This is a genomic window from Thiosocius teredinicola, from assembly GCF_002009425.1.
GTDB classification, from domain to species: Bacteria; Pseudomonadota; Gammaproteobacteria; order Chromatiales; family Chromatiaceae; genus Thiosocius; species Thiosocius teredinicola.
Window position 1 is genome coordinate 1,971,383 of the sequence record NZ_CP019936.1, and the last position, 19,377, is coordinate 1,990,759.

Consider the following 19,377-nt stretch of genomic DNA (forward strand, 5'->3'; position numbering starts at 1 on the left):
AATTTGTGTTATTCATATTAGCCGCTATCGTTATTCCCGTCAGTTAATGGAATGTCGCCATGAAACCGAAAACGCTCTACGACAAGTTGTGGGAATCGCATGTGGTCCGCGAAGAGGCCGACGGTACGGCGTTGCTGTACATCGACCGGCACCTGGTGCACGAGGTGACCTCGCCGCAAGCGTTTGAGGGGCTGCGTCTGGCCGGTCGTCCGCTGTGGCGCACCTCGGCCAACCTGGCGACCGCCGACCATAACGTCCCGACCACCGATCGCAGCAAGGGTATCGAAGACCCGGTATCGCGGCTGCAGGTCGAGACACTCGACCAGAACTGTGCCGACTTCAACATCGTCGAGTTCGGTATGAACGACCAGCGTCAGGGCATCGTGCACGTGATCGGCCCGGAGCAGGGTGCGACCCTGCCGGGTATGACGGTGGTGTGCGGCGATTCGCATACCTCGACCCACGGCGCGTTCGGCGCGCTGGCGCACGGCATCGGCACGTCCGAGGTCGAACACGTGCTCGCTACCCAATGTCTGATCCAGAAAAAGTCGAAGTCGATGCTGGTCGTCGTCGAGGGCGAGGCGCCCGCCGGCGTCACCGCCAAGGACATCGTGCTGGCGATCATCGGCCGCATCGGCACGGCCGGTGGCACCGGCTACGCGATCGAGTTCAGCGGGCAGGCGATCCGCGATCTGTCGATGGAAGGCCGCATGACGGTGTGCAATATGGCGATCGAGGCCGGCGCGCGCGCAGGTTTCGTCGCGGTCGACGACAAGACCATCGAGTATGTCCGCAACCGGCCGTTCGCCCCGTCGGCCGAGCATTGGGACCAGGCTGCTGCCTACTGGCACACGCTGCACAGCGATGACGGCGCCGAGTTCGACCACGTGGTCGTGATCCCGGCCGCCGAGATCCGTCCGCAGGTCACCTGGGGCACCTCGCCCGAGATGGTGGTGAGCGTCGACGGCAAGGTGCCGAACCCGGCCAACGAGAGCGATCCGGTCAGGGCCGAGGGCATGCGGCGCGCCCTCAAGTACATGGGGCTGGAGGCGGATACGCCGATCAGCGCGATCGCGGTCGACAAGGTTTTTATCGGTTCGTGCACCAATTCTCGAATTGAAGACCTGCGCGCCGCGGCCGGCGTAGCCAAAGGACGCAAGGTTGCTGATAACGTGAAGCAGGCGCTGGTGGTGCCCGGTTCCGGTCTGGTGAAGTCGCAGGCGGAGCGCGAAGGCCTGGACAAGATCTTCATCGAGGCAGGCTTTGAATGGCGCGAGCCGGGGTGCTCGATGTGTCTGGCGATGAACGCCGACCGTCTGCAGCCGGGGGAGCGCTGTGCGTCCACGTCCAACCGCAATTTCGAAGGCCGGCAAGGCCAGGGCGGGCGGACACATCTGGTCAGTCCGGCCATGGCGGCAGCCGCCGCGGTTGCCGGGCATTTCGTTGATATCAGAGACCTTTGACGCCGCTGCGGCCGAAGGTCTGGAGGGGCAAGAATGAAACGGGTTCTGTGGGTATGTATCGTGTTCGCCGTGCTGTCGATGGCGACCGGGTGTGAAACAGTCAAAGGTGTCGGTCGCGATATCACCAATGCGGGTGAAGCGATGGACGACGCCACGAGGTAGCCATGCAAAAGTTTGAGACCTTTACCGGTGTGGTCTGTCCGTTGGACCGATCCAATGTCGATACGGACGCGATCATCCCGAAGCAGTTCCTGAAGTCGATCAAGCGCACCGGTTTTGGTCCGAACTTGTTCGACGACTGGCGCTATCTCGACCACGGCGAGCCGGGCATGGACAACAGCACGCGTCCGGTCAATCCGGACTTCGTGCTCAACGATCCGCGCTACGCCGGCGCCAGCATCCTGTTGGCGCGCGAGAACTTCGGTTGCGGTTCGTCACGCGAGCACGCGCCCTGGGCGCTGGCCGATTACGGCTTCAAGGTGATTATCGCGCCGAGCTTCGCGGACATCTTCTTCAACAACAGCTTCAAGAACGGCCTGTTGCCGATCCATCTGCATCCGGACACGGTCGACCGGCTGTTCGATCAGGCGATGGGCGACACGGCATTGCAGCTGACCGTCGATCTCGAACACCAGCAGCTGCATGGCATCGGCGACGAGGCGATCGGATTCGATGTCGATCCGTTCCGCAAGCATTGTTTGATCAACGGGCTGGACGATATCGGCCTGACCTTGCAGCACGTCGACGACATCAAAGCCTACGAGGCACGTCGGCGCGACGAGGCGCCCTGGCTGTTCGCCTGATTGTCGGCGGTGCGATAAAAAATTGATGAGTCTGGCGCTGCGCAGCGACGTTTCGACGCGGGGCGCAGCACCTCGAGTGAGTGGGGAGTTATGAGCAAAAGAATTCTGGTATTGCCGGGTGACGGTATCGGTCCCGAGATTACGGCCGAGGCGGTCAAGGTACTCGATGCGCTGGTCGGCGAGGGGCTGGACGTCGAACTCGACGAGGGCCTGATCGGCGGCGCGGCCTACGATGCCGCCGAGACCCCCTTGCCCAGCGCCACACTGGACATGGCCAGGGAGGCGGACGCCATTCTGCTCGGCGCGGTCGGTGGTCCGAAGTGGGAGCCGCTGGACATCTCGGTGCGCCCGGAAAAGGGCCTGCTGGGCCTGCGTGCCGAACTCGGGCTGTTCTCGAACCTGCGTCCGGCGATCCTGTATCCGCAGCTCGCCGATGCCTCGAGCCTGCGCGCCGAGATTGTCGCCGGCCTGGACATCATGATCGTGCGCGAGCTGACCGGCGGCATCTATTTCGGCCAGCCGCGCGGCATCCGCACGCTGGAGAACGGCGAACGCCAGGGTTTCAACACGCTGGTGTATGCCGAGCACGAGATCGAACGCATCGTGCGCTCGGCGTGCGACATTGCCATGAAGCGCGGCAAACGGCTGTGCTCGGTCGACAAGGCCAACGTACTCGAATGCACCGAGCTGTGGCGCGAAGTGGCCGAGCGGGTCGTCAAGAACGAATACCCCGAGATCGAGCTGTCGCACATGTATGTCGACAATGCCGCCATGCAGCTGGTGAAATGGCCGAAGCAGTTCGACGTCATGGTCACCACCAATATGTTCGGCGACATCCTGTCGGACGCGGCGGCCATGCTGACCGGTTCAATCGGCATGCTGCCGTCCGCCTCGCTCAACGAAAAGGGGCAGGGCATGTATGAGCCGATCCACGGCTCGGCGCCGGATATCGCCGGCAAGGGCGTTGCCAACCCCTTGGCGACCATCCTGTCGGTGGCGATGATGCTGCGCTACAGCCTCGGCGAGTCGGCGATGGCCGAGCGTATCGAGAAGGCCGTCGAGCAGGTGCTCGATCAGGGCCTGCGCACGCCGGACATCATGTCCGAGGGCATGACCGAGGTGAACTGTGAAGGAATGGGCGACGCGGTTGTCGCCGCATTGTGAATTAAAACGAGCAAGCCGGTCGGCCAGGTCGATCGGTATGAGTTCTGTCGAGTCGGGTGTGTGACATGAAAAGAGTGGGTTTTGTAGGTTGGCGCGGCATGGTCGGTTCGGTCCTGATGGACCGTATGCGCGAAGAGAACGACTTCGCCGAGATCGATGAGCCGGTATTCTTCACCACCTCGCAGGCCGGTCAGCCGGGCCCGGATATCGGTAAACCGGTGCCGGCGCTCAAAGATGCCACCAACATCGACGAACTCAAGCAGATGGACGCGATCGTCACCTGCCAGGGTGGCGACTACACCAAGCAGGTATTCGCCGAGCTGCGCAAGTCCGGCTGGGATGGCTATTGGATCGATGCGGCGTCGGCGTTGCGCATGAACGACGACACCGTGATCGTGCTCGATCCGGTCAACCTGAAGGTGGTCGAGCAGGCATTGGCCGACGGCAAGAAGGATTTCATCGGCGGCAATTGCACGGTCAGCCTGATGCTGATGGGCCTGGGCGGCCTGTTCAATGCCGACTTAGTCGAGTGGGCCACGTCGATGACCTACCAGGCCGCGTCCGGCGCCGGCGCCAAGAACATGCGTGAGCTGTTGAGCCAGATGGGGGTGTTGCGCGACAGCGTGGCCGATCTGCTGGCCAACCCTGCGTCGGCGATCCTGGATATCGATCGCGCGGTCACCGAAACCCTGCGCAGCGAGGCCTATCCGACCGACAACTTCGGCGTGCCCCTGGCTGGCAGCCTGATCCCGTGGATCGACGTGCCGCTCGACAACGGGCAGAGCAAGGAAGAATGGAAGGCGATCTCCGAAACCAACAAGATCCTCGGCCGGATGGACAACCCGATCCCGATTGACGGCACCTGCGTGCGGATCGGTGCTATGCGCTGCCATAGCCAGGGCTTGACGATCAAACTCAAGCGCGATGTGCCGATCGACGAGATCGAGCAGATCCTGGATGAGGCCAACCCCTGGTCGAAGGTCATCCCCAACGATCGCGAGCAGACGATCCGCGAACTGACGCCTGCCAAGGTCACCGGCACGCTGACCATCCCGGTCGGCCGGCTGCGCAAGATGAATCTCGGCAGCGAATACCTCAACGCGTTCACTGTCGGCGACCAGCTGTTGTGGGGCGCGGCCGAGCCGCTGCGTCGTATGCTGCGTATCCTTTTGGCGCGATGACTCCAAGCACGGCCGCAATCGCGGTCGTGCAAAAAAATCCTCATTAGTCGTTTCAGTCTTGAGGTCTGCTGCCGTTACTATCGTTGGTAGAACATATTGACTCGGCTATAGTTAGGCCAAAATCATTACATCGGTTCTGAATTGCACCTACATAATCTGTGGGTTACGCAACGATGAAATCGGGGCGGAGAAGCACCTGAGGGAGGATTCATGGTCCGCAAGTTGGCATTAGCGGTTTCACTGGCATTAGGGACTCTGAGTGTTCCGGTACATGCTCTTGGATTGGGAGAGCTGAGCTCCAAGTCCACGCTGAACCAGAATTTCAATGGCGACATCAGCCTGCTTTCGGTCAACCCCGAAGAGTTGGACGGTGTCCGTGTTCGATTAGCGGACGAAGATGCCTTCGCCCGCGCCGGCATCGAACGTCCGTTTTATCTGACGCTGCTCCGATTCGAGCCGACGATGACCAAACGCGGCAAGGCCGTGGTCAAGGTCACCTCGGATTTCCCGATTCGTGAGCCGTTTCTGAACTTCCTCGTCGAGGTCAACTGGCCGAAGGGCCGTTTGATGCGCGAGTACACGGTACTGCTCGATCCGCCGACCACGACCAAGCGTCGTCCGCCGGCGATTGCCCAGACCACCAAGTCCAAGGCCGCTGCACCGGCGCCGAAACCGGCAGCCAAGCCGGCGAAGCCAAGTGCAGCAGCAACTACCAGTCAGGCTCCAACCCCGTCCCCGGCGAGCACCGAAGGCTTTGAATACGGCCCGGTGCAGGAGAATGACACCGTGTGGGGCATTGCTCGCAAGACTTTGCCCGCCGGTGTCAGCATGGAGCAGATGATGATGGCCTTGTACAAGGCCAACCCGCAGGCCTTCGTGCGCAACGACATCAACCTGTTGCGCAAAGGTCGCATACTGCGGGTACCGTCGGTCGCCGAAATCAAGGAAATGAGCCGCCAGGAGGCGCGCGACGCCTATCGCGAGCAGCAGGATCAATGGCTGGCGCGACGCAACGAAAAACTGCAGGAAGCCGCGGCTGAAGAGCAGGCCGAAGCCGATGCGAAAGAGGCAGCGACCGAAGAGGGTGCTGATGCCAAAGCGGCAGCAGCCGAATCCGAGAGCGATGCCAGCGACCAACTGCGCATCGCCACCGCCCGCCCGCAAGGCGAAGGTGAAGCCGGTGCCGGCGATGACGACGCTACGGCGACCACCTCCGACGAGCTGAGCGCACGTCTGTTGGCGGCACGTGAAAACGCCGAGACCTCGCGCCAAGAGGCCGAGTCCCTGCGTGGTCAGGTCGACGATCTCAAAGACCGTCTGTCCGACATGCAGAAGCTGCTCAGCCTGAAGGACGAGCAACTGGCGCAGCTGCAGGATCAGATCACCACCGGCGATGGTGCTGCGCCGGCAACCGAAGAGACGCCGGCTACCGAGGCCATGGCCGAAGGCGAGGCGGCACCGGGTGAAGAAACCGCTGCTGAGGCCGGTGATGCACTCGATGCTGTCATGGCCGACGCCAAGGATGCCGTCGAAGGCGTGGCCGACACCGTCGCCGATGGCATGCCGAGCGAGGTCAAGATTGAAGACATCGCACCGCAGGTCGATCCGGACACGATCGTCGAATCCACCAGTGACGAGGCGCCTGCAGAGGCACCGGTAGCATCGGAAGTCGACCTGTCTGCGCCGATCCAGGATGTACCGCCTCAGGTTGATCCGGATGCGGTTGTTGCAGCTGCCGGCGAAGGCGAGGCTGCACCTGCCGAAACCGAGATGGGCCAGGAGATCGTGATCGGCGACGAACCGCCGGCCACGGCATCCGAAGAACTGGTCATCGACACCGGCAGTGAGCCGGCGCCGGCCGAAGAGACGGCTGCCGCCAGCGAGACCCCGGGTGAAGTCGTGGTAGCGGACGTGCCGGTTGAACCGACCCCCGCGCCGGATGCCGCCGCTGGCGACTCCGATTCGATCATGGCGATGGTGCAGGACAACATGATCCCGATCGCCGGTGGCGGTGTCGTACTGCTCGGCCTGCTGGGATGGATGGTCGCTCGTGGTCGCAAGAAAGACGACGGCAAGGAACTGCTGGCAGCGGGCGCTGCGGCAGGTGCCGCCACCGCGGCAGCACCGGTTGCCGACGCCGATATCACCGGTCTCGAAGAAGAGGATGCCGAGGACGAACTGCCCGACAGCTCCTTCCTCGACGAGTTCTCTCCGAGCGAAATGAACGCCTTGCAGGACGAAACCGGTGAAGTGGACCCGGTCTCCGAGGCAGACGTGTACATCGCCTATGGTCGCTATCAGCAAGCCGAAGAGCTGCTCAAGCAGGCCATGAACCGCGAACCGGAGCGTCTCGCGCTGAAGCACAAACTGCTTGAAGTGCACTATGCGACGCGTAATACCGCAGCCTTCGGCGCCCTCGCCGAAGAGATGGTTGCGGCCGGTCAGGATGCCGTCGACGAGCACGCCTGGATGCGCGCACAGGACATGGGGCGTGAACTCGACCCGAACAACCCCTTGTTCGCGAACAAGGGTGGCGACTCCGCCGCTCCGGCCGCCGCTGCGGCGGGTGCCGCTGCGAGCGCATCGATCGCCGCTGTCCACCGTTCGGAGAGTGTCGACGACGATACCCTGTCGCTGGGTGATCTCGATCTGAACATGTCGTCCGACGCCGATCAGGATCCGGATATCACCGATACCTTCGAGCCGCCGTCCGAAGTCTCGATCATGCTCGACCTCGACGACGAGGACGACACTACGGCGGTCATGGAGGCACCGACGTCCGAGATTCCCGAGAGCATCTCGCTGGATGAGTTGGACGACGACCTCAAGTTCTCTCCGGACAAGGGTGTCGAGTCGGTCGCTGCGCTGGAAAGCGGCGAAGACAACATCACCGATTCGCTCGACCTCGACAGCATGATGGCTGACGCGGAAGCGGCGATCGACAGCGAAGAAAGCATGATGAACGCCGACAGTGACTTCAGTGCAGACGAACTGCAGGCACAACTCGACGAGCTCAGCGATCTGTCGGTGCTGGATTCCGGCCTGGACGAGCCGCCGCCGGCGGGCCTCGGTCTGGTCGAGGAAGACAAGGGTGAGAAACCGCAGGGTCTGGACGAGCCGATCAGCCTGGATACCGCATTCGATGCCGATGAAAGTTCGGCCGATCAGGAGACCGACACGCTCGAACTCGACGAGATCAGCGGCCCGGGCGAACTGGAAGGTGAAGACGAAGTCACCACCAAGCTCGATCTGGCACGCGCCTATGTCGACATGGGCGACCAGGACGGCGCGCGCAGCATCCTCGAAGAGGTCGTTGCCGAGGGCAACGATAACCAACGCGACGATGCGGAGAAGCTGTTGGCTGAACTCGGCTGATCTGATCGCCTAAATGTGATGAAGTATGCGGGCGCCTGATGGCGCCCGTATTTTTTTATGCGAATTGCACTGGGTATCGAATACGACGGCTCGCGCTTCAAAGGCTGGCAACTACAGCGCCATGCCGTGCGCACCGTGCAGGGTGAGCTCGAGGCCGCATTGTCGACCGTGGCGGCGCACCCGGTGCGCGTGGTGTGTGCCGGACGGACCGACACCGGCGTGCATGCGGTGGGCCAGGTGGTGCACTTCGACACCCAGGCCGAGCGCGCGCCGCGCAACTGGGTATTGGGTGGCAACGTCAACCTGCCGGACGATGTCGCCATCACCTGGGCCCAGCCGGTCGACGACAACTTTCATGCGAGATTCTCGGCACAGGCACGCAGCTACCGCTACCTGATCCTGAACCGGCCCACGCGCAGCGCGCTGCTGGGCGGCCGTACCACCTGGGTACACGGGGAACTGGACGCCGATCTGATGCACCGCGCCGGTCAGGCCCTGGTGGGTACGCATGATTTCTCCAGCTACCGCGCGATCGGCTGTCAGGCCAAGAGCCCGGTGCGCACACTGCATTCGCTGAGCGTGCGCCGCGCCGGTGAGCTGATCGAGCTGCGCGTGCATGCCAATGCCTTTCTGCACCACATGATCCGCAACATCGCCGGGGTGCTGATCGCGATCGGCAGCGGCAAACAGGCCGAGAGCTGGGCGGACGAGGTCCTCGAACTGCGTGATCGCACCCTGGGCGGGGTCACCGCGCCGCCCGATGGACTGTACTTCGAGCGTGTCTGGTACCCGCCGGAGTTCGACCTTCCGTTGCCGCCACCGGTGCCGTTTGTCGGCATGACGGGCGATGTTTGACGCAGACAATCAATGACTGAAGCAACGGCAAATGGACGCCTTTTTGCGTCATAATGTGCCGTTATGCGAACCCGAGTTAAGATATGCGGCATAACGCGATTCGATGATGCCGCGGCGGTGGTCGAGCACGGCGCCGATGCGATCGGCTTCGTGTTCTACGAGCGCAGCCCGCGCAACGTTGCCATCGAGCGGGCTGCCGAGATCGTACGCCGGCTGCCACCGTACCTGACTACCGTCGGTTTGTTCGTCAATGCCGAAGACGATCTGGTCCGCCGGGTCGTCGAGACCGTTGGGATCGACCTGTTGCAGTTTCACGGTGATGAACCGCCCGAGGTCTGCCAGCGCTACGCCCGCCCGTGGATGCGGGCCATCCGAATGAAACCGGGCACCGACCTGGTGGCCCAGCGGCAGGCTTACGGTGAAGGCCGCGGCCTGCTGCTCGATGCCTATATGCCGGGTGTGCCGGGAGGCACCGGCGAGACGTTCAACTGGGATCTGATTCCCCCCGAGCTGGCCGGCGAAATCGTACTGGCCGGCGGTCTTGATGCGAACAACGTGGGTGATGCCATCCGTCGCGTGCGGCCCTATGCGGTCGATGTCAGCGGCGGCGTAGAGGCGGAAAAGGGCATCAAAGACCCGCAAAAGATTAAAGCCTTTATCGAAGAGGTAAGACGTGCACAAATCTGAAACCCGTTGGGCCGACCTGCCGGATGCCGGCGGCCATTTCGGCCCCTACGGCGGCATCTTCGTCGCGGAAACCCTGATGGAACCGCTCAACGAGTTGCGCGTCGCCTATGAGAAATACCTGAAAGATCCCGAGTTCCTCGCCGAACTCGATGCAGACCTGCAGCACTATGTCGGCCGACCTTCGCCGATCTACCATGCCGAGCGGCTCAGCCGCGAGCTCGGCGGTGCCCAAGTCTATCTCAAGCGTGAAGACCTCAATCACACCGGCGCGCACAAGATCAACAACACCATCGGCCAGGCGCTGCTGGCCAAACGCATGGGCAAGACGCGGATCATCGCCGAGACCGGTGCAGGCCAGCACGGCGTGGCTTCGGCTACCGTGGCTGCGCGCCTCGGGCTGGAGTGCGTGGTGTACATGGGTGAGGTCGATGTCGCCCGCCAGGAAGCGAACGTCTACCGCATGCGCCTGCTCGGCGCCGAGGTGCGCTCGGTGTCGTCCGGCTCGAAGACGCTCAAAGATGCACTTAACGAGGCGATGCGCGACTGGGTCACCAATGTCGATGACACCTTCTACATCATCGGTACTGTGGCCGGCCCACATCCGTACCCGGCGATGGTGCGCGACTTCCAGGCGGTGATCGGGCGCGAGGCGCGCGAGCAGATGATGACGATGACCGGACGTCTGCCCGATGCCCTGGTCGCCTGCGTCGGCGGCGGCTCCAACGCCATCGGACTGTTCTACCCGTTCCTCGACGATAGCGATGTCGCCATCTACGGTGTCGAGGCGGCCGGCGACGGCCTGGATACCGGTCACCACGCCGCGCCGCTGTGTGCCGGCACCCCGGGGGTATTGCACGGCAACCGCACCTACCTGATGGAGGATCGCGACGGGCAGATCATTGAAACGCATTCGATCTCGGCCGGCCTGGATTATCCGGGTGTCGGGCCGGAGCACGCCTGGCTGAAAGACACCCAGCGCGCCAACTATGTCGCCGTGACCGACGACGAGGCACTCGAAGCGTTCCATCGCCTGACGCGCACTGAAGGCATCATCCCGGCCCTCGAATCCAGTCACGCCATCGCACAGGCGATGAAGCTCGCACCGATGATGAGCAAGGATCAGACCCTGTTGGTGAATCTGTCCGGCCGGGGCGACAAGGACATGCACACCGTGGCAGCCCGGGAGGGTTTGAAGATATGAGTCGTATTGCCGGTGTTTTTGCCGCGCTGAAGGAACAGGGTCGGCAGGCATTGATTCCGTTCGTCACCGCGGGCGATCCCACGCCCGATTTCACCCTGCCGATGATGCATGCCCTGGTCGAGGCCGGCGCCGACATCATCGAACTCGGTGTGCCGTTCTCCGACCCGATGGCCGATGGTCCGGTGATTCAACGCGCCAGCGAGCGCGCCCTTGAGCACCATATGTCGTTGCACGGCGTACTCGATATCGTGCGCGAGTTCCGCAAGACTAATGAGGCGACCCCGGTCGTGTTGATGGGCTACCTCAATCCGCTCGAAGTCATGGGCTATGAGGCCTTCGCCGAGGAGGCCTCGGCTGCAGGGGTAGATGGCGTGCTGACGGTCGATATTCCGCCGGAAGAGGGCGAGCGCTTTGTGCCGACGATGAAGGCCAAGGGCATCGACCCGATCTTTCTGCTCGCACCGACCAGCCATCGCGCGCGCATCGAGCGCATCACCTCGGCGGCCAGTGGGTTCGTGTACTACGTCTCCCTCAAGGGTGTGACCGGCGCAGCCAATCTGTCGCTCGACAGTGTGCGCGAAAAGCTCGCCGAGATCCGTTCATGTACCGATCTGCCGGTCGGTGTCGGCTTCGGCATCAAGGACGCCGAGATGGCGGCCGCCATGTCGCAGTTCGCCGATGCCGTCGTGGTCGGCAGCGCGCTGGTGTCGCGCATCGAAGCCAACCTGCAGAATCCGTCCCAGGCTATTGAAGAGATCAAGGCTCTGTTGGCTGGTATGCGATCGGCAATGGATGCGGGTTGAGCCGCGTACTCTGGTAGAATTGCGCGATCGTTCAAACGGGGATTTGCATGAGCTGGTTTGAAAAACTGATGCCCAGCCGCATCCGGACGGAAGGCGGCACCAAAAAGGTCGTGCCGGAGGGTCTTTGGGCTAAGTGTCCCAGCTGCAACGCGGTGCTGTACCGCGCCGAGATGGAGCGCAACATGGAGGTGTGCCCGAAGTGTGATCACCACAATCGCATCGGCGCGCGCCGTCGCCTCGATCTGTTTCTGGACGCCGAACCGCGCGAAGAGATCGCCGGCGATCTCGAATCCGGCGATCCGCTCAAATTCAAAGACAGCAAGAAATACAAAGAACGCCTGACCGCGGCGCAGAAGAAGACCGGCGAGAAAGACGCGCTGGTCGTGATGCGCGGTCAGCTCAAGTCGCGCGACATCATCGCCGCGGCGTTCGAATTCGATTTCATGGGCGGCTCGATGGGCTCGGTGGTCGGTGAGCGCTTCGTGCAGGGCGTGAATGCGGCGATCGAGCGGCGTTGTCCGATGGTGTGTTTTTCCGCCAGTGGCGGTGCACGTATGCAGGAGTCGCTGTTTTCATTGATGCAGATGGCGAAGACCTCGGCGGCATTGCAGCGCATGTCGCGTCGCGGCCTGCCGTTCATCTCGGTGATGACCGATCCGACCATGGGCGGTGTATCGGCGAGTTTCGCCATGCTCGGCGACATCAACATCGGTGAGCCGGGTGCGTTGATCGGTTTTGCCGGACCACGCGTTATCGAACAGACCGTGCGCGAGACGCTTCCCGAAGGCTTTCAGCGCAGCGAGTTTCTGCTCGATCATGGCGCGATCGACATGATCGTCGACCGGCGCGAGATGCGCGACCGCATCGCCAATGTCGTCAGTATGCTCAGCGGTGAAACGCGTACCTGACCGATGAGATTCTCATCGCTGGCCGAATGGCTGGATTGGCAGACCGGTCTCAGCCCGAAGGCCATTGATCTGGGCCTGGACCGGGTGCGCAAGGTATGGAGCGCGCTCGGTGCTCCATCACTCAACGCCACGGTCATCTCGGTTGCCGGCACCAACGGCAAGGGTTCCAGCGTGGCGTTTGCCGAGGCCATCCTGGTCGCCGGCGGCTACCGCACCGGCGTGTATACCTCGCCCCATCTCATTCACTACAACGAACGAGTTTGCATCGATCAGACAGCGGTCGACGATGTCGGCCTGTGTCGCGCGTTCGCGGCGATCGATGAGGCGCGCGGTGACACGCCGTTGACCTATTTCGAGTTCGGTACCCTGGCCGCGCTGTGGCTGTTTGCCGAGGCCGGCCTGGACGCCGTCATTCTCGAGGTCGGGCTTGGCGGGCGCCTGGACGCGGTTAACATGATCGACGCCGACGTCGCCGTGATCACCAGCATCAGTCTCGACCACCAGGATTGGTTGGGTAACGATCTCGACGCGATCGGTCGCGAAAAGGCGGGAATCATGCGCCAAGGCAGGCCGTGCGTGTTCTCGTCCAACGCGATGCCGGCGAGTATCAGGCGCGAGGCCGACAGGATCGGTGCGAAACTTATCGTTGCCGGGGAAGACTACCGGGTAGTCAGGCGCGGCGAGAGCTGGGACATCGAAGCACCGGACCTCGGGCGACGCGCGTTGCCGATACCCGGTATGCGCGGTCGGATTCAGATCGACAATGCCGCCGGCGTGCTGGTCGCGCTCAACTGCGTCGCCGATCGTCTGCCGCTGGATCAGCGCGCGGCGCGCGCCGGGGTGTTGGCGGCACGCATTCCCGGTCGTTTCGAAGTGCGGCCTGGTCGACCGACCTGGGTGCTGGATGTGGCCCACAATCCGGAAGCGGCCGGCGTATTGAGCGACATGCTGGGAGATCACTTTACGCAGGGCAAGGTGATCGCGGTCTGCGGCATGCTGGCCGACAAGGATGCCGCCGGGGTGGCTCGGGTATTGGCCAAGCGTTTCGATGCCTGGTATCTGCTCGATTTGTCGTCCCAGCCGCGAGGCCTGTCGGCGCAGGCACTGGCCACGCTGATGCAGCCGGAACTGGGCGATACCCCGGTGACCGCAATGGCGGATATCGACGCGACCTTGTCCGCTATCGTTGCTGACAGCGGCGAACACGATATGGTGGTGGTGTTCGGCTCGTTTCTCACGGTCGGTGCCGCCATGGCATGGTTGGATACGCGTGCCGACGGGGAGGTTGGCGCGTGATTCGCCCGGTATAATTCACTATTTCACGACGGCAGAGATGCAATGGAAGAAGGGCTAAAGAAGCGATTGATCGGCGCTGCCGTATTGGCGTCGCTGGCGGTGATATTTGTCCCGATGTTGTTCGAGGAGCCACCCTCGGAACCGCCGGCCCTGCCGCCGCTGCCATCGAAACCTCCGGCCAATGATTTTGCCTCCGACATGCTGCGCGACGAGATCCCGGCCGTGACACCACTACAGCCGGCGCCGGAGCCGCAAGTGCCCGACGATGTCGTCGATGCCGATAGCGGCAACCTGGCATTGCCCGATCCCGAACCGGCTGAACCGACGCCGACCGCCACCGCGCAGACGCCGCCGGAGCCTGTCGCCAGACCTGTGGCGCCGCCGGCACCGAAGATCCGTGCCGGCCTGACCGCCTGGGTGGTCCAGGTCGGCAGCTTCTCCAGCCAGGAGAATGCCGAGCGACTGGTCTCCAAGCTGCGTGAAGCCGGCATGCCGACTCCGGATCCGGAGTTCGTCGATATCCGTGGCAAGCGCTACTACCGGGTGCGGGTCGGTCCGGTCATCGAGAAGAGCGAAGCCGAGGGGATGCTGGACAAAGTGAAGGCGTTGTCCGGAACCAATCCGAAGGTTCAGCAGTATCCGTGATGTGCTTGGTTAGGTTGTACCGGCCGGTGACGCTTTGGGTCGCCGTGCCATTGCTTGGGGTGCTTGGCTGATGGCATGGCTCGATATCGCCATCATTGTGATCATCGTGGTCTCGGCGATGATCAGTCTGCTGCGCGGCTTTGTCCGCGAGGCTTTTTCGCTGGCGGTCTGGGTGCTCGCTTTCTGGGTGAGCTGGAGTTTTTTCCGCGATCTGGAAGTGCCGCTGCGCGCATGGATCGAATCGCCGACGGCCCGATTGGGCATCGCGTTCGCGATCCTGATGATCGTCACCCTGATGGTCGGCGGGCTGGTAAACTTCCTCATCGTTCAACTGATCGAAAAGACCGGATTGAGTGGCACCGATCGGCTGGTCGGCATGGTGTTCGGCGCGGCGCGCGGGGTGCTGCTGGTCAGCGTGCTGGTGTTTCTCGCCGGCCTGACACCGATGCCCGGTGAAAGCTGGTGGGTACAGTCGAGTCTGGTCGGCTATTTCCAAGAGCTGGCATTCTGGCTACTCGATCTGTTGCCGCCGGAACTGGCGGATCGTTTTCGTTACACTGCTTAGCCCGTTGGTCGGCTAGAGGGCAAATTCAAGATGTGCGGAGTTGTCGGAATGGTGGGGTCGGGGCCGGTCAACCAGTCCCTGTACGATGCCTTGCTCGTACTGCAGCATCGCGGCCAGGATGCGGCCGGGATCATGACCTGCGATCATGGACGACTGCACTTGCGCAAAGACAACGGCCTGGCGCGCGATGTCTTTGATAACCAGCACATGATCAACCTGCCGGGCCGAATGGGTGTGGCGCATGTGCGCTATCCGACGGCCGGGTGCTCGTCGTCAGCCGAAGCACAACCGTTCTATGTCAACTCGCCGTACGGCATCTGCCTGGCACACAACGGCAATCTGACCAACGCCGATGATCTCAAGCGCGACCTGTTCCGCGAGGATCGTCGTCACATCAATACCGATTCCGATTCCGAGATTCTGTTGAACGTCTTCGCCCACGAGCTGACCGCGCAGACGCAGAACTTGTCGTTCGATGAAAATGATGTGTTTCGCGCGGTGTCGGGCGTACATCAGCGCTGTCGCGGTGGCTATGCCGCCGTGGCGATGATTCCCGGTTTCGGTGTCATTGCGTTTCGCGATCCCAACGGCATTCGCCCCTTGGTGTTCGGTGTGCGCGATACCGAGAATGGCCCTGAGATGATGGTCGCTTCGGAAAGCGTGGCACTCGACACGCTCGACTTCGATCGTGTGCGTGATGTCGACCCCGGTGAGGCGATTATCTTCACCGAAGACGGCCAATTGCATACCCGCCAATGCGCTGAGACCTGGCAACGCAGTCCGTGCATCTTCGAGTTCGTATACTTTGCACGACCCGACTCGATCATCGACGAGATCTTCGTCCACAAGGCGCGCTTGCGCATGGGGCGCAAGCTGGCCAAGAAGATTCAGCGCGTGATGAGCAAGGGCAAGATCGATGTCGTGATTCCGATTCCCGACACCAGTCGCACCTCGGCGATGAGTCTGGCGCATGAACTCGACGTGCGTTACACGGAGGGGTTCATCAAGAACCGCTACATCGGCCGCACCTTCATCATGCCCGGCCAGACGGTCCGCAAGAAATCGGTGCGCCAAAAGCTCAACCCGATCGATGTCGAGTTCAAGGGCAAGAACGTATTGTTGGTCGACGACTCGATCGTGCGTGGCACCACCTCGCGTCAGATCGTGCAGATGGCGCGCGATGCCGGCGCCAACAAGGTGTATTTCGCCTCGGCGGCGCCACCGGTGCGTTATCCGAATGTCTACGGTATCGATATGCCTGCCGCCAGCGAATTGGTGGCGCATGGGCGCACCGAACAGGAAGTGTGCGACTGGATCGGCGCCGACGGCCTGATCTACCAGGATCTCGAAGACCTGATCGATGCCGTCGGCAAGAAAGGCAAGACGCAGGTTCAGCGTTTCGATACGTCGGTTTTCGACGGCCAGTACGTCACCGGCGACATTACCGACGCCTACCTCGAGCACCTCGAAGCCTGCCGCAACGACGACGCCAAGACCACGCGCGACGAAACCAAGCCGGTCACCGTCATCGGTCTGCACAACGATCGTTGAGTGTCTGCCACCGCTCGTCCCCCCCAGTGACGGGGGGCGTAGCGGGTCATAAGCTGCCCGACGACGTTGACCCTGCGGCCGTCGCCGACTAGTCTCTATTCCCAAGCGCCGATTTGGCTCAGATTGCGGGCGCTCTAAAAATACCGCTAAAGCGAGGTGACACCTGCTTTCGGCTGAGCCCGGGCGGGTTTTTTTGTGCCCCTTTCCCGGAGGGGTGGAGGATCAGGATTTGAACAACGACGAATTCGATTGGGGATTCGATACCCTGGGTATCCGTGTCGGTCACGCGCGAACCGCAGAAGGTGAACATAGCGAACCGATCTTCGCCACGTCGAGCTTCGTGTTCGGTAGTGCGGCGGAAGCCGCAGCACGTTTCTCCGGTGACAGCGAAGGCAACATCTATTCGCGGTTCACCAACCCGACCGTGCGCGCGTTCGAACAGCGCCTGGCGGCGCTCGAAGGCGGTGAGGCCTGCGTGGCGACTGCATCGGGCATGTCGGCGATTCTGGCGACCTGCATGGCGATGCTGCAGCACGGCGACCATATCGTCAGCTCGCGCAGCATCTTCGGCAGCACCACGGTGCTGTTCGACAAGTACCTGGCGCGCTTCGGTATCTCGACCGACTACGCAGCGCTCAGCGACATTGCCGACTGGGAGCGCCTGATCAAACCGAACACGCGCCTGTTGTTCGTTGAAACGCCGTCGAATCCCCTGACCGAACTCGGCGACATCCGGGCGCTGGCCGACCTGGCCCACGCCAACGATTGCGTGTTGGTCGTCGACAACTGTTTTTGTACGCCGGCGCTGCAACAACCGCTGGCGCTGGGTGCGGACATTGTCATCCACTCGGCTACCAAATACCTCGACGGCCAGGGCAGGGCGATCGGCGGTGCAGTTGTCGGCGATGCCAAACGGGTCGGCGAAGAGGTGTTCGGCGTGTTGCGCACGGCCGGACCTACGTTGAGCCCGTTTGCCGCCTGGATCTTTCTCAAGGGATTGGAGACCCTGTCGTTGCGCATGCAGGCACACTCGGCGAATGCGCAGCAACTGGCCGATTGGCTGGTGCAGCAGCCGCGCGTCAGCAAGGTGCATTACCCGGGTTTAAGCGAGCATCCGCAGCATGCGTTGGCGAAGTTGCAGCAGAAGGCGCCGGGCGGCATTGTGGCGTTCGAGGTCGACGGCGGTCGCGAAGCCGCATGGCAGGTGATCGACGCGACGCGTATGCTATCGATCACCGCCAATCTCGGCGATGTGAAAACCACGATCACCCATCCGGCAACCACGACGCACGGGCGCTTGTCGGTAGATCAGCGGGCGGCGGCCGGCATCAGTGACGGCCTGATTCGCGTGGCCGTCGGGCTCGAAGACGTCGGCGATATTCGCGATGATTTGCAGCGCGGCTTGATCTGACGCAGGTTGCGAGCGCAAAGTCCGTCTTGTGTCTTTAAGTACATTAGCATAGACTAATACAACTTAAACGGAGCTCTAAGGGTGAGACCGGGCGGGTCTCATACAGCACGCTGGATGCCGCGAATTTCCTCTGAGCCAAACGCGTTCTCTATACTTCGGTGCAGGCGTGCGAAGCGTCGCATCGCGAGATGCATATAAACTTAGGAGAGTTTGATGGCAAGTTTCCGAATTTTCGCAGCGTCGCTGATGCTGTTCGCCGGTCAGGCCGCAACAGCCGACGAGGCCGCGCCGCAGGCTGGTGCAGCGCCTTTCGTGCCCCAGGGTTACGGCTATTCTCCAGCGCCTGCGCAGGCGCCCTACGGCGGCCCGGTGGCGGCGCCTTACGCGGCCGGACCTTATGGCGCCGCGCCATATGCCGGCGTGCCTTACGGCGGCGGTCCGTACCGTGGCGGCCCTTATGCTGGTGGCCCCTATGGTGGCGCACCGTATGGCGGTGGTCCTTTCAACGGCGGCAGCCCGTTCCGTGGCATGCCTTTCATGCAGAGTTTCGACATGTCGCGTCCGGATAGCTTCAATCCGATGCGCCAGGGCGTATGGGGTGGTGGTCCTCCCTCCTGGGTCGATCCGGGTGATCCGAAAGAAGGCATGTCGCGCGCATGGGACGACATGATGAATGCACCGCATCGTATGGGTCGGGTACCGCCGGGCTGGAAGGCCCCGTCGATCTCAATACCGAACCCGATCGATGTCGGTGATGAGTTCGAGAAGAACGCCCGTCGCGCACCCTATATCATGCGCGACAACTTCAGCTTCAACTGATTGAAGTCAGCAGTCGTAAGAACCCCGCCTCGGCGGGGTTTTTTTGTTGCTGCGTGCATGGCCTTTTTGGCCAACGAGCAAGGCTTGACCGGGCGCAACCGTCGCTGAGTTGGGCAGGCGCAGAATGGAACGACGAAAATCCATTGATGGAGGGATCGGCAGATGAAGATCTTCAAATTACTTGCGGTAGTGATGGCAGTGATCGCGGGCGTCGTGTTGGCCGAGGGGCGTGTGCAGCACAACTTCGGCGCGATGATGGCGCATGCCAACCCGATGCCGAACCTGATGCAGGTGGTCGTCAAGCATGGCGGCCAACTCGACCTGAGCGAAGAGCAGGCCAGCGCACTGGCCGAGTGGCGCAATGCTCATCAGAAGCCGATGCACGATCAGGTGGCGCACATCCACGAGCTGGAACAGGCGCTCTTCGACGCAGCAGTTGCCGGCAAGCCCAAGGCAGAACTCATGGTCATGGCATCAAGAATCATGAATGAGCGTACCGATCTGGTCTCGACCAAGGCCGACTGCCGCGACAATATGATTCGCATCCTGAGCCCGGAGCAGTTCAAAAAGGTGGTTTCGCTGTACCAAAACTGATCGAGGTTAAATTGCAAGCGTCGGTGGGGAGCGTTGCGGCCTGCGATACTTGCATT

The 19,377-nt window shown here is 62.3% G+C and carries 18 protein-coding genes; all 18 read left to right on the top strand.

The window, feature by feature from the left end; all coding sequences use genetic code 11:
* Positions 1-59 precede the first annotated feature (59 nt).
* Positions 60-1,463 (top strand): 3-isopropylmalate dehydratase large subunit, encoded by a 1,404-nt coding sequence (gene leuC, locus B1781_RS09465; protein ID WP_078119426.1) that lies wholly within the window; start codon positions 60-62, stop codon positions 1,461-1,463.
* Between the two features lie 33 nt (positions 1,464-1,496).
* Positions 1,497-1,625 carry an entericidin A/B family lipoprotein gene (locus tag B1781_RS09470; protein ID WP_078119428.1) on the top strand — a complete coding sequence of 43 codons (129 nt, stop codon included), beginning with the start codon at positions 1,497-1,499 and terminating at the stop codon, positions 1,623-1,625.
* A 2-nt stretch (positions 1,626-1,627) separates the two neighbouring features.
* Entirely contained in the window at positions 1,628-2,266 is a 639-nt protein-coding gene (leuD, locus tag B1781_RS09475) for a 3-isopropylmalate dehydratase small subunit (RefSeq protein ID WP_078119429.1), read from the top strand.
* A 90-nt stretch (positions 2,267-2,356) separates the two neighbouring features.
* On the top strand, positions 2,357-3,430 hold the full coding sequence (gene leuB / locus B1781_RS09480) for a 3-isopropylmalate dehydrogenase (protein ID WP_078119431.1): 1,074 nt from the start codon (positions 2,357-2,359) through the stop codon (positions 3,428-3,430).
* A 65-nt stretch (positions 3,431-3,495) separates the two neighbouring features.
* Positions 3,496-4,611 (top strand): aspartate-semialdehyde dehydrogenase, encoded by a 1,116-nt coding sequence (gene asd / locus B1781_RS09485; protein ID WP_078119432.1) that lies wholly within the window; start codon positions 3,496-3,498, stop codon positions 4,609-4,611.
* 210 nt (positions 4,612-4,821) lie between these two features.
* On the top strand, positions 4,822-7,986 hold the full coding sequence (locus tag B1781_RS09490) for a FimV/HubP family polar landmark protein (protein WP_078119434.1): 3,165 nt from the start codon (positions 4,822-4,824) through the stop codon (positions 7,984-7,986).
* Between the two features lie 57 nt (positions 7,987-8,043).
* Positions 8,044-8,841 (top strand): tRNA pseudouridine(38-40) synthase TruA, encoded by a 798-nt coding sequence (truA, locus tag B1781_RS09495; RefSeq protein WP_078119435.1) that lies wholly within the window; start codon positions 8,044-8,046, stop codon positions 8,839-8,841.
* Positions 8,842-8,904: 63 nt separating this feature from the next.
* Positions 8,905-9,528 carry a phosphoribosylanthranilate isomerase gene (locus B1781_RS09500; RefSeq protein ID WP_078119436.1) on the top strand — a complete coding sequence of 208 codons (624 nt, stop codon included), beginning with the start codon at positions 8,905-8,907 and terminating at the stop codon, positions 9,526-9,528.
* Positions 9,515-10,729: a tryptophan synthase subunit beta gene (gene trpB, locus B1781_RS09505; protein WP_078119437.1), complete on the top strand. Its 1,215-nt coding sequence runs from the start codon at positions 9,515-9,517 to the stop codon at positions 10,727-10,729. The genes B1781_RS09500 and trpB overlap by 14 nt, the downstream gene beginning before the upstream one ends.
* Complete coding sequence (gene trpA / locus B1781_RS09510) at positions 10,726-11,532, top strand: tryptophan synthase subunit alpha (RefSeq protein ID WP_078119438.1); 807 nt, start codon at positions 10,726-10,728, stop codon at positions 11,530-11,532. Before trpB ends, trpA begins: the two co-directional genes overlap by 4 nt.
* Before the next feature lie 47 nt (positions 11,533-11,579).
* Positions 11,580-12,440 (top strand): acetyl-CoA carboxylase, carboxyltransferase subunit beta, encoded by an 861-nt coding sequence (accD, locus tag B1781_RS09515; protein ID WP_078119439.1) that lies wholly within the window; start codon positions 11,580-11,582, stop codon positions 12,438-12,440.
* 3 nt (positions 12,441-12,443) lie between these two features.
* Positions 12,444-13,736: a bifunctional tetrahydrofolate synthase/dihydrofolate synthase gene (gene folC / locus B1781_RS09520; RefSeq protein ID WP_078119441.1), complete on the top strand. Its 1,293-nt coding sequence runs from the start codon at positions 12,444-12,446 to the stop codon at positions 13,734-13,736.
* Positions 13,737-13,778: 42 nt separating this feature from the next.
* Positions 13,779-14,381 (top strand): SPOR domain-containing protein, encoded by a 603-nt coding sequence (locus B1781_RS09525; protein WP_078119442.1) that lies wholly within the window; start codon positions 13,779-13,781, stop codon positions 14,379-14,381.
* A 70-nt stretch (positions 14,382-14,451) separates the two neighbouring features.
* The gene (locus B1781_RS09530) at positions 14,452-14,946 is read left to right on the top strand and encodes a CvpA family protein (RefSeq protein ID WP_078119444.1); all 495 of its coding nucleotides are present in this window, start codon (positions 14,452-14,454) and stop codon (positions 14,944-14,946) included.
* A 30-nt stretch (positions 14,947-14,976) separates the two neighbouring features.
* Entirely contained in the window at positions 14,977-16,497 is a 1,521-nt protein-coding gene (gene purF / locus B1781_RS09535) for an amidophosphoribosyltransferase (protein WP_078119445.1), read from the top strand.
* Between the two features lie 229 nt (positions 16,498-16,726).
* Positions 16,727-17,908 carry an O-succinylhomoserine sulfhydrylase gene (locus B1781_RS09540; RefSeq protein WP_125931989.1) on the top strand — a complete coding sequence of 394 codons (1,182 nt, stop codon included), beginning with the start codon at positions 16,727-16,729 and terminating at the stop codon, positions 17,906-17,908.
* 213 nt (positions 17,909-18,121) lie between these two features.
* Complete coding sequence (locus tag B1781_RS09545; RefSeq protein WP_125931990.1) at positions 18,122-18,727, top strand: hypothetical protein; 606 nt, start codon at positions 18,122-18,124, stop codon at positions 18,725-18,727.
* Positions 18,728-18,889: 162 nt separating this feature from the next.
* Positions 18,890-19,321 carry a Spy/CpxP family protein refolding chaperone gene (locus B1781_RS09550; RefSeq protein WP_078119449.1) on the top strand — a complete coding sequence of 144 codons (432 nt, stop codon included), beginning with the start codon at positions 18,890-18,892 and terminating at the stop codon, positions 19,319-19,321.
* The last annotated feature ends 56 nt before the right edge of the window (positions 19,322-19,377 follow it).

What these genes read in the sequence shown, in the direction of transcription:
- leuC (WP_078119426.1), top strand. Translation starts at nt 60, where the DNA reads ATGAAACCGAAAACGCTCTACGACAAGTTGTGGGAATCGCATGTGGTC.
- B1781_RS09470 (WP_078119428.1), top strand. Translation starts at nt 1,497, where the DNA reads ATGAAACGGGTTCTGTGGGTATGTATCGTGTTCGCCGTGCTGTCGATG.
- leuD (WP_078119429.1), top strand. Translation starts at nt 1,628, where the DNA reads ATGCAAAAGTTTGAGACCTTTACCGGTGTGGTCTGTCCGTTGGACCGA.
- leuB (WP_078119431.1), top strand. Translation starts at nt 2,357, where the DNA reads ATGAGCAAAAGAATTCTGGTATTGCCGGGTGACGGTATCGGTCCCGAG.
- asd (WP_078119432.1), top strand. Translation starts at nt 3,496, where the DNA reads ATGAAAAGAGTGGGTTTTGTAGGTTGGCGCGGCATGGTCGGTTCGGTC.
- B1781_RS09490 (WP_078119434.1), top strand. Translation starts at nt 4,822, where the DNA reads ATGGTCCGCAAGTTGGCATTAGCGGTTTCACTGGCATTAGGGACTCTG.
- truA (WP_078119435.1), top strand. Translation starts at nt 8,044, where the DNA reads ATGCGAATTGCACTGGGTATCGAATACGACGGCTCGCGCTTCAAAGGC.
- B1781_RS09500 (WP_078119436.1), top strand. Translation starts at nt 8,905, where the DNA reads ATGCGAACCCGAGTTAAGATATGCGGCATAACGCGATTCGATGATGCC.
- trpA (WP_078119438.1), top strand. Translation starts at nt 10,726, where the DNA reads ATGAGTCGTATTGCCGGTGTTTTTGCCGCGCTGAAGGAACAGGGTCGG.
- accD (WP_078119439.1), top strand. Translation starts at nt 11,580, where the DNA reads ATGAGCTGGTTTGAAAAACTGATGCCCAGCCGCATCCGGACGGAAGGC.
- folC (WP_078119441.1), top strand. Translation starts at nt 12,444, where the DNA reads ATGAGATTCTCATCGCTGGCCGAATGGCTGGATTGGCAGACCGGTCTC.
- B1781_RS09525 (WP_078119442.1), top strand. Translation starts at nt 13,779, where the DNA reads ATGGAAGAAGGGCTAAAGAAGCGATTGATCGGCGCTGCCGTATTGGCG.
- B1781_RS09530 (WP_078119444.1), top strand. Translation starts at nt 14,452, where the DNA reads ATGGCATGGCTCGATATCGCCATCATTGTGATCATCGTGGTCTCGGCG.
- purF (WP_078119445.1), top strand. Translation starts at nt 14,977, where the DNA reads ATGTGCGGAGTTGTCGGAATGGTGGGGTCGGGGCCGGTCAACCAGTCC.
- B1781_RS09545 (WP_125931990.1), top strand. Translation starts at nt 18,122, where the DNA reads ATGGCAAGTTTCCGAATTTTCGCAGCGTCGCTGATGCTGTTCGCCGGT.
- B1781_RS09550 (WP_078119449.1), top strand. Translation starts at nt 18,890, where the DNA reads ATGAAGATCTTCAAATTACTTGCGGTAGTGATGGCAGTGATCGCGGGC.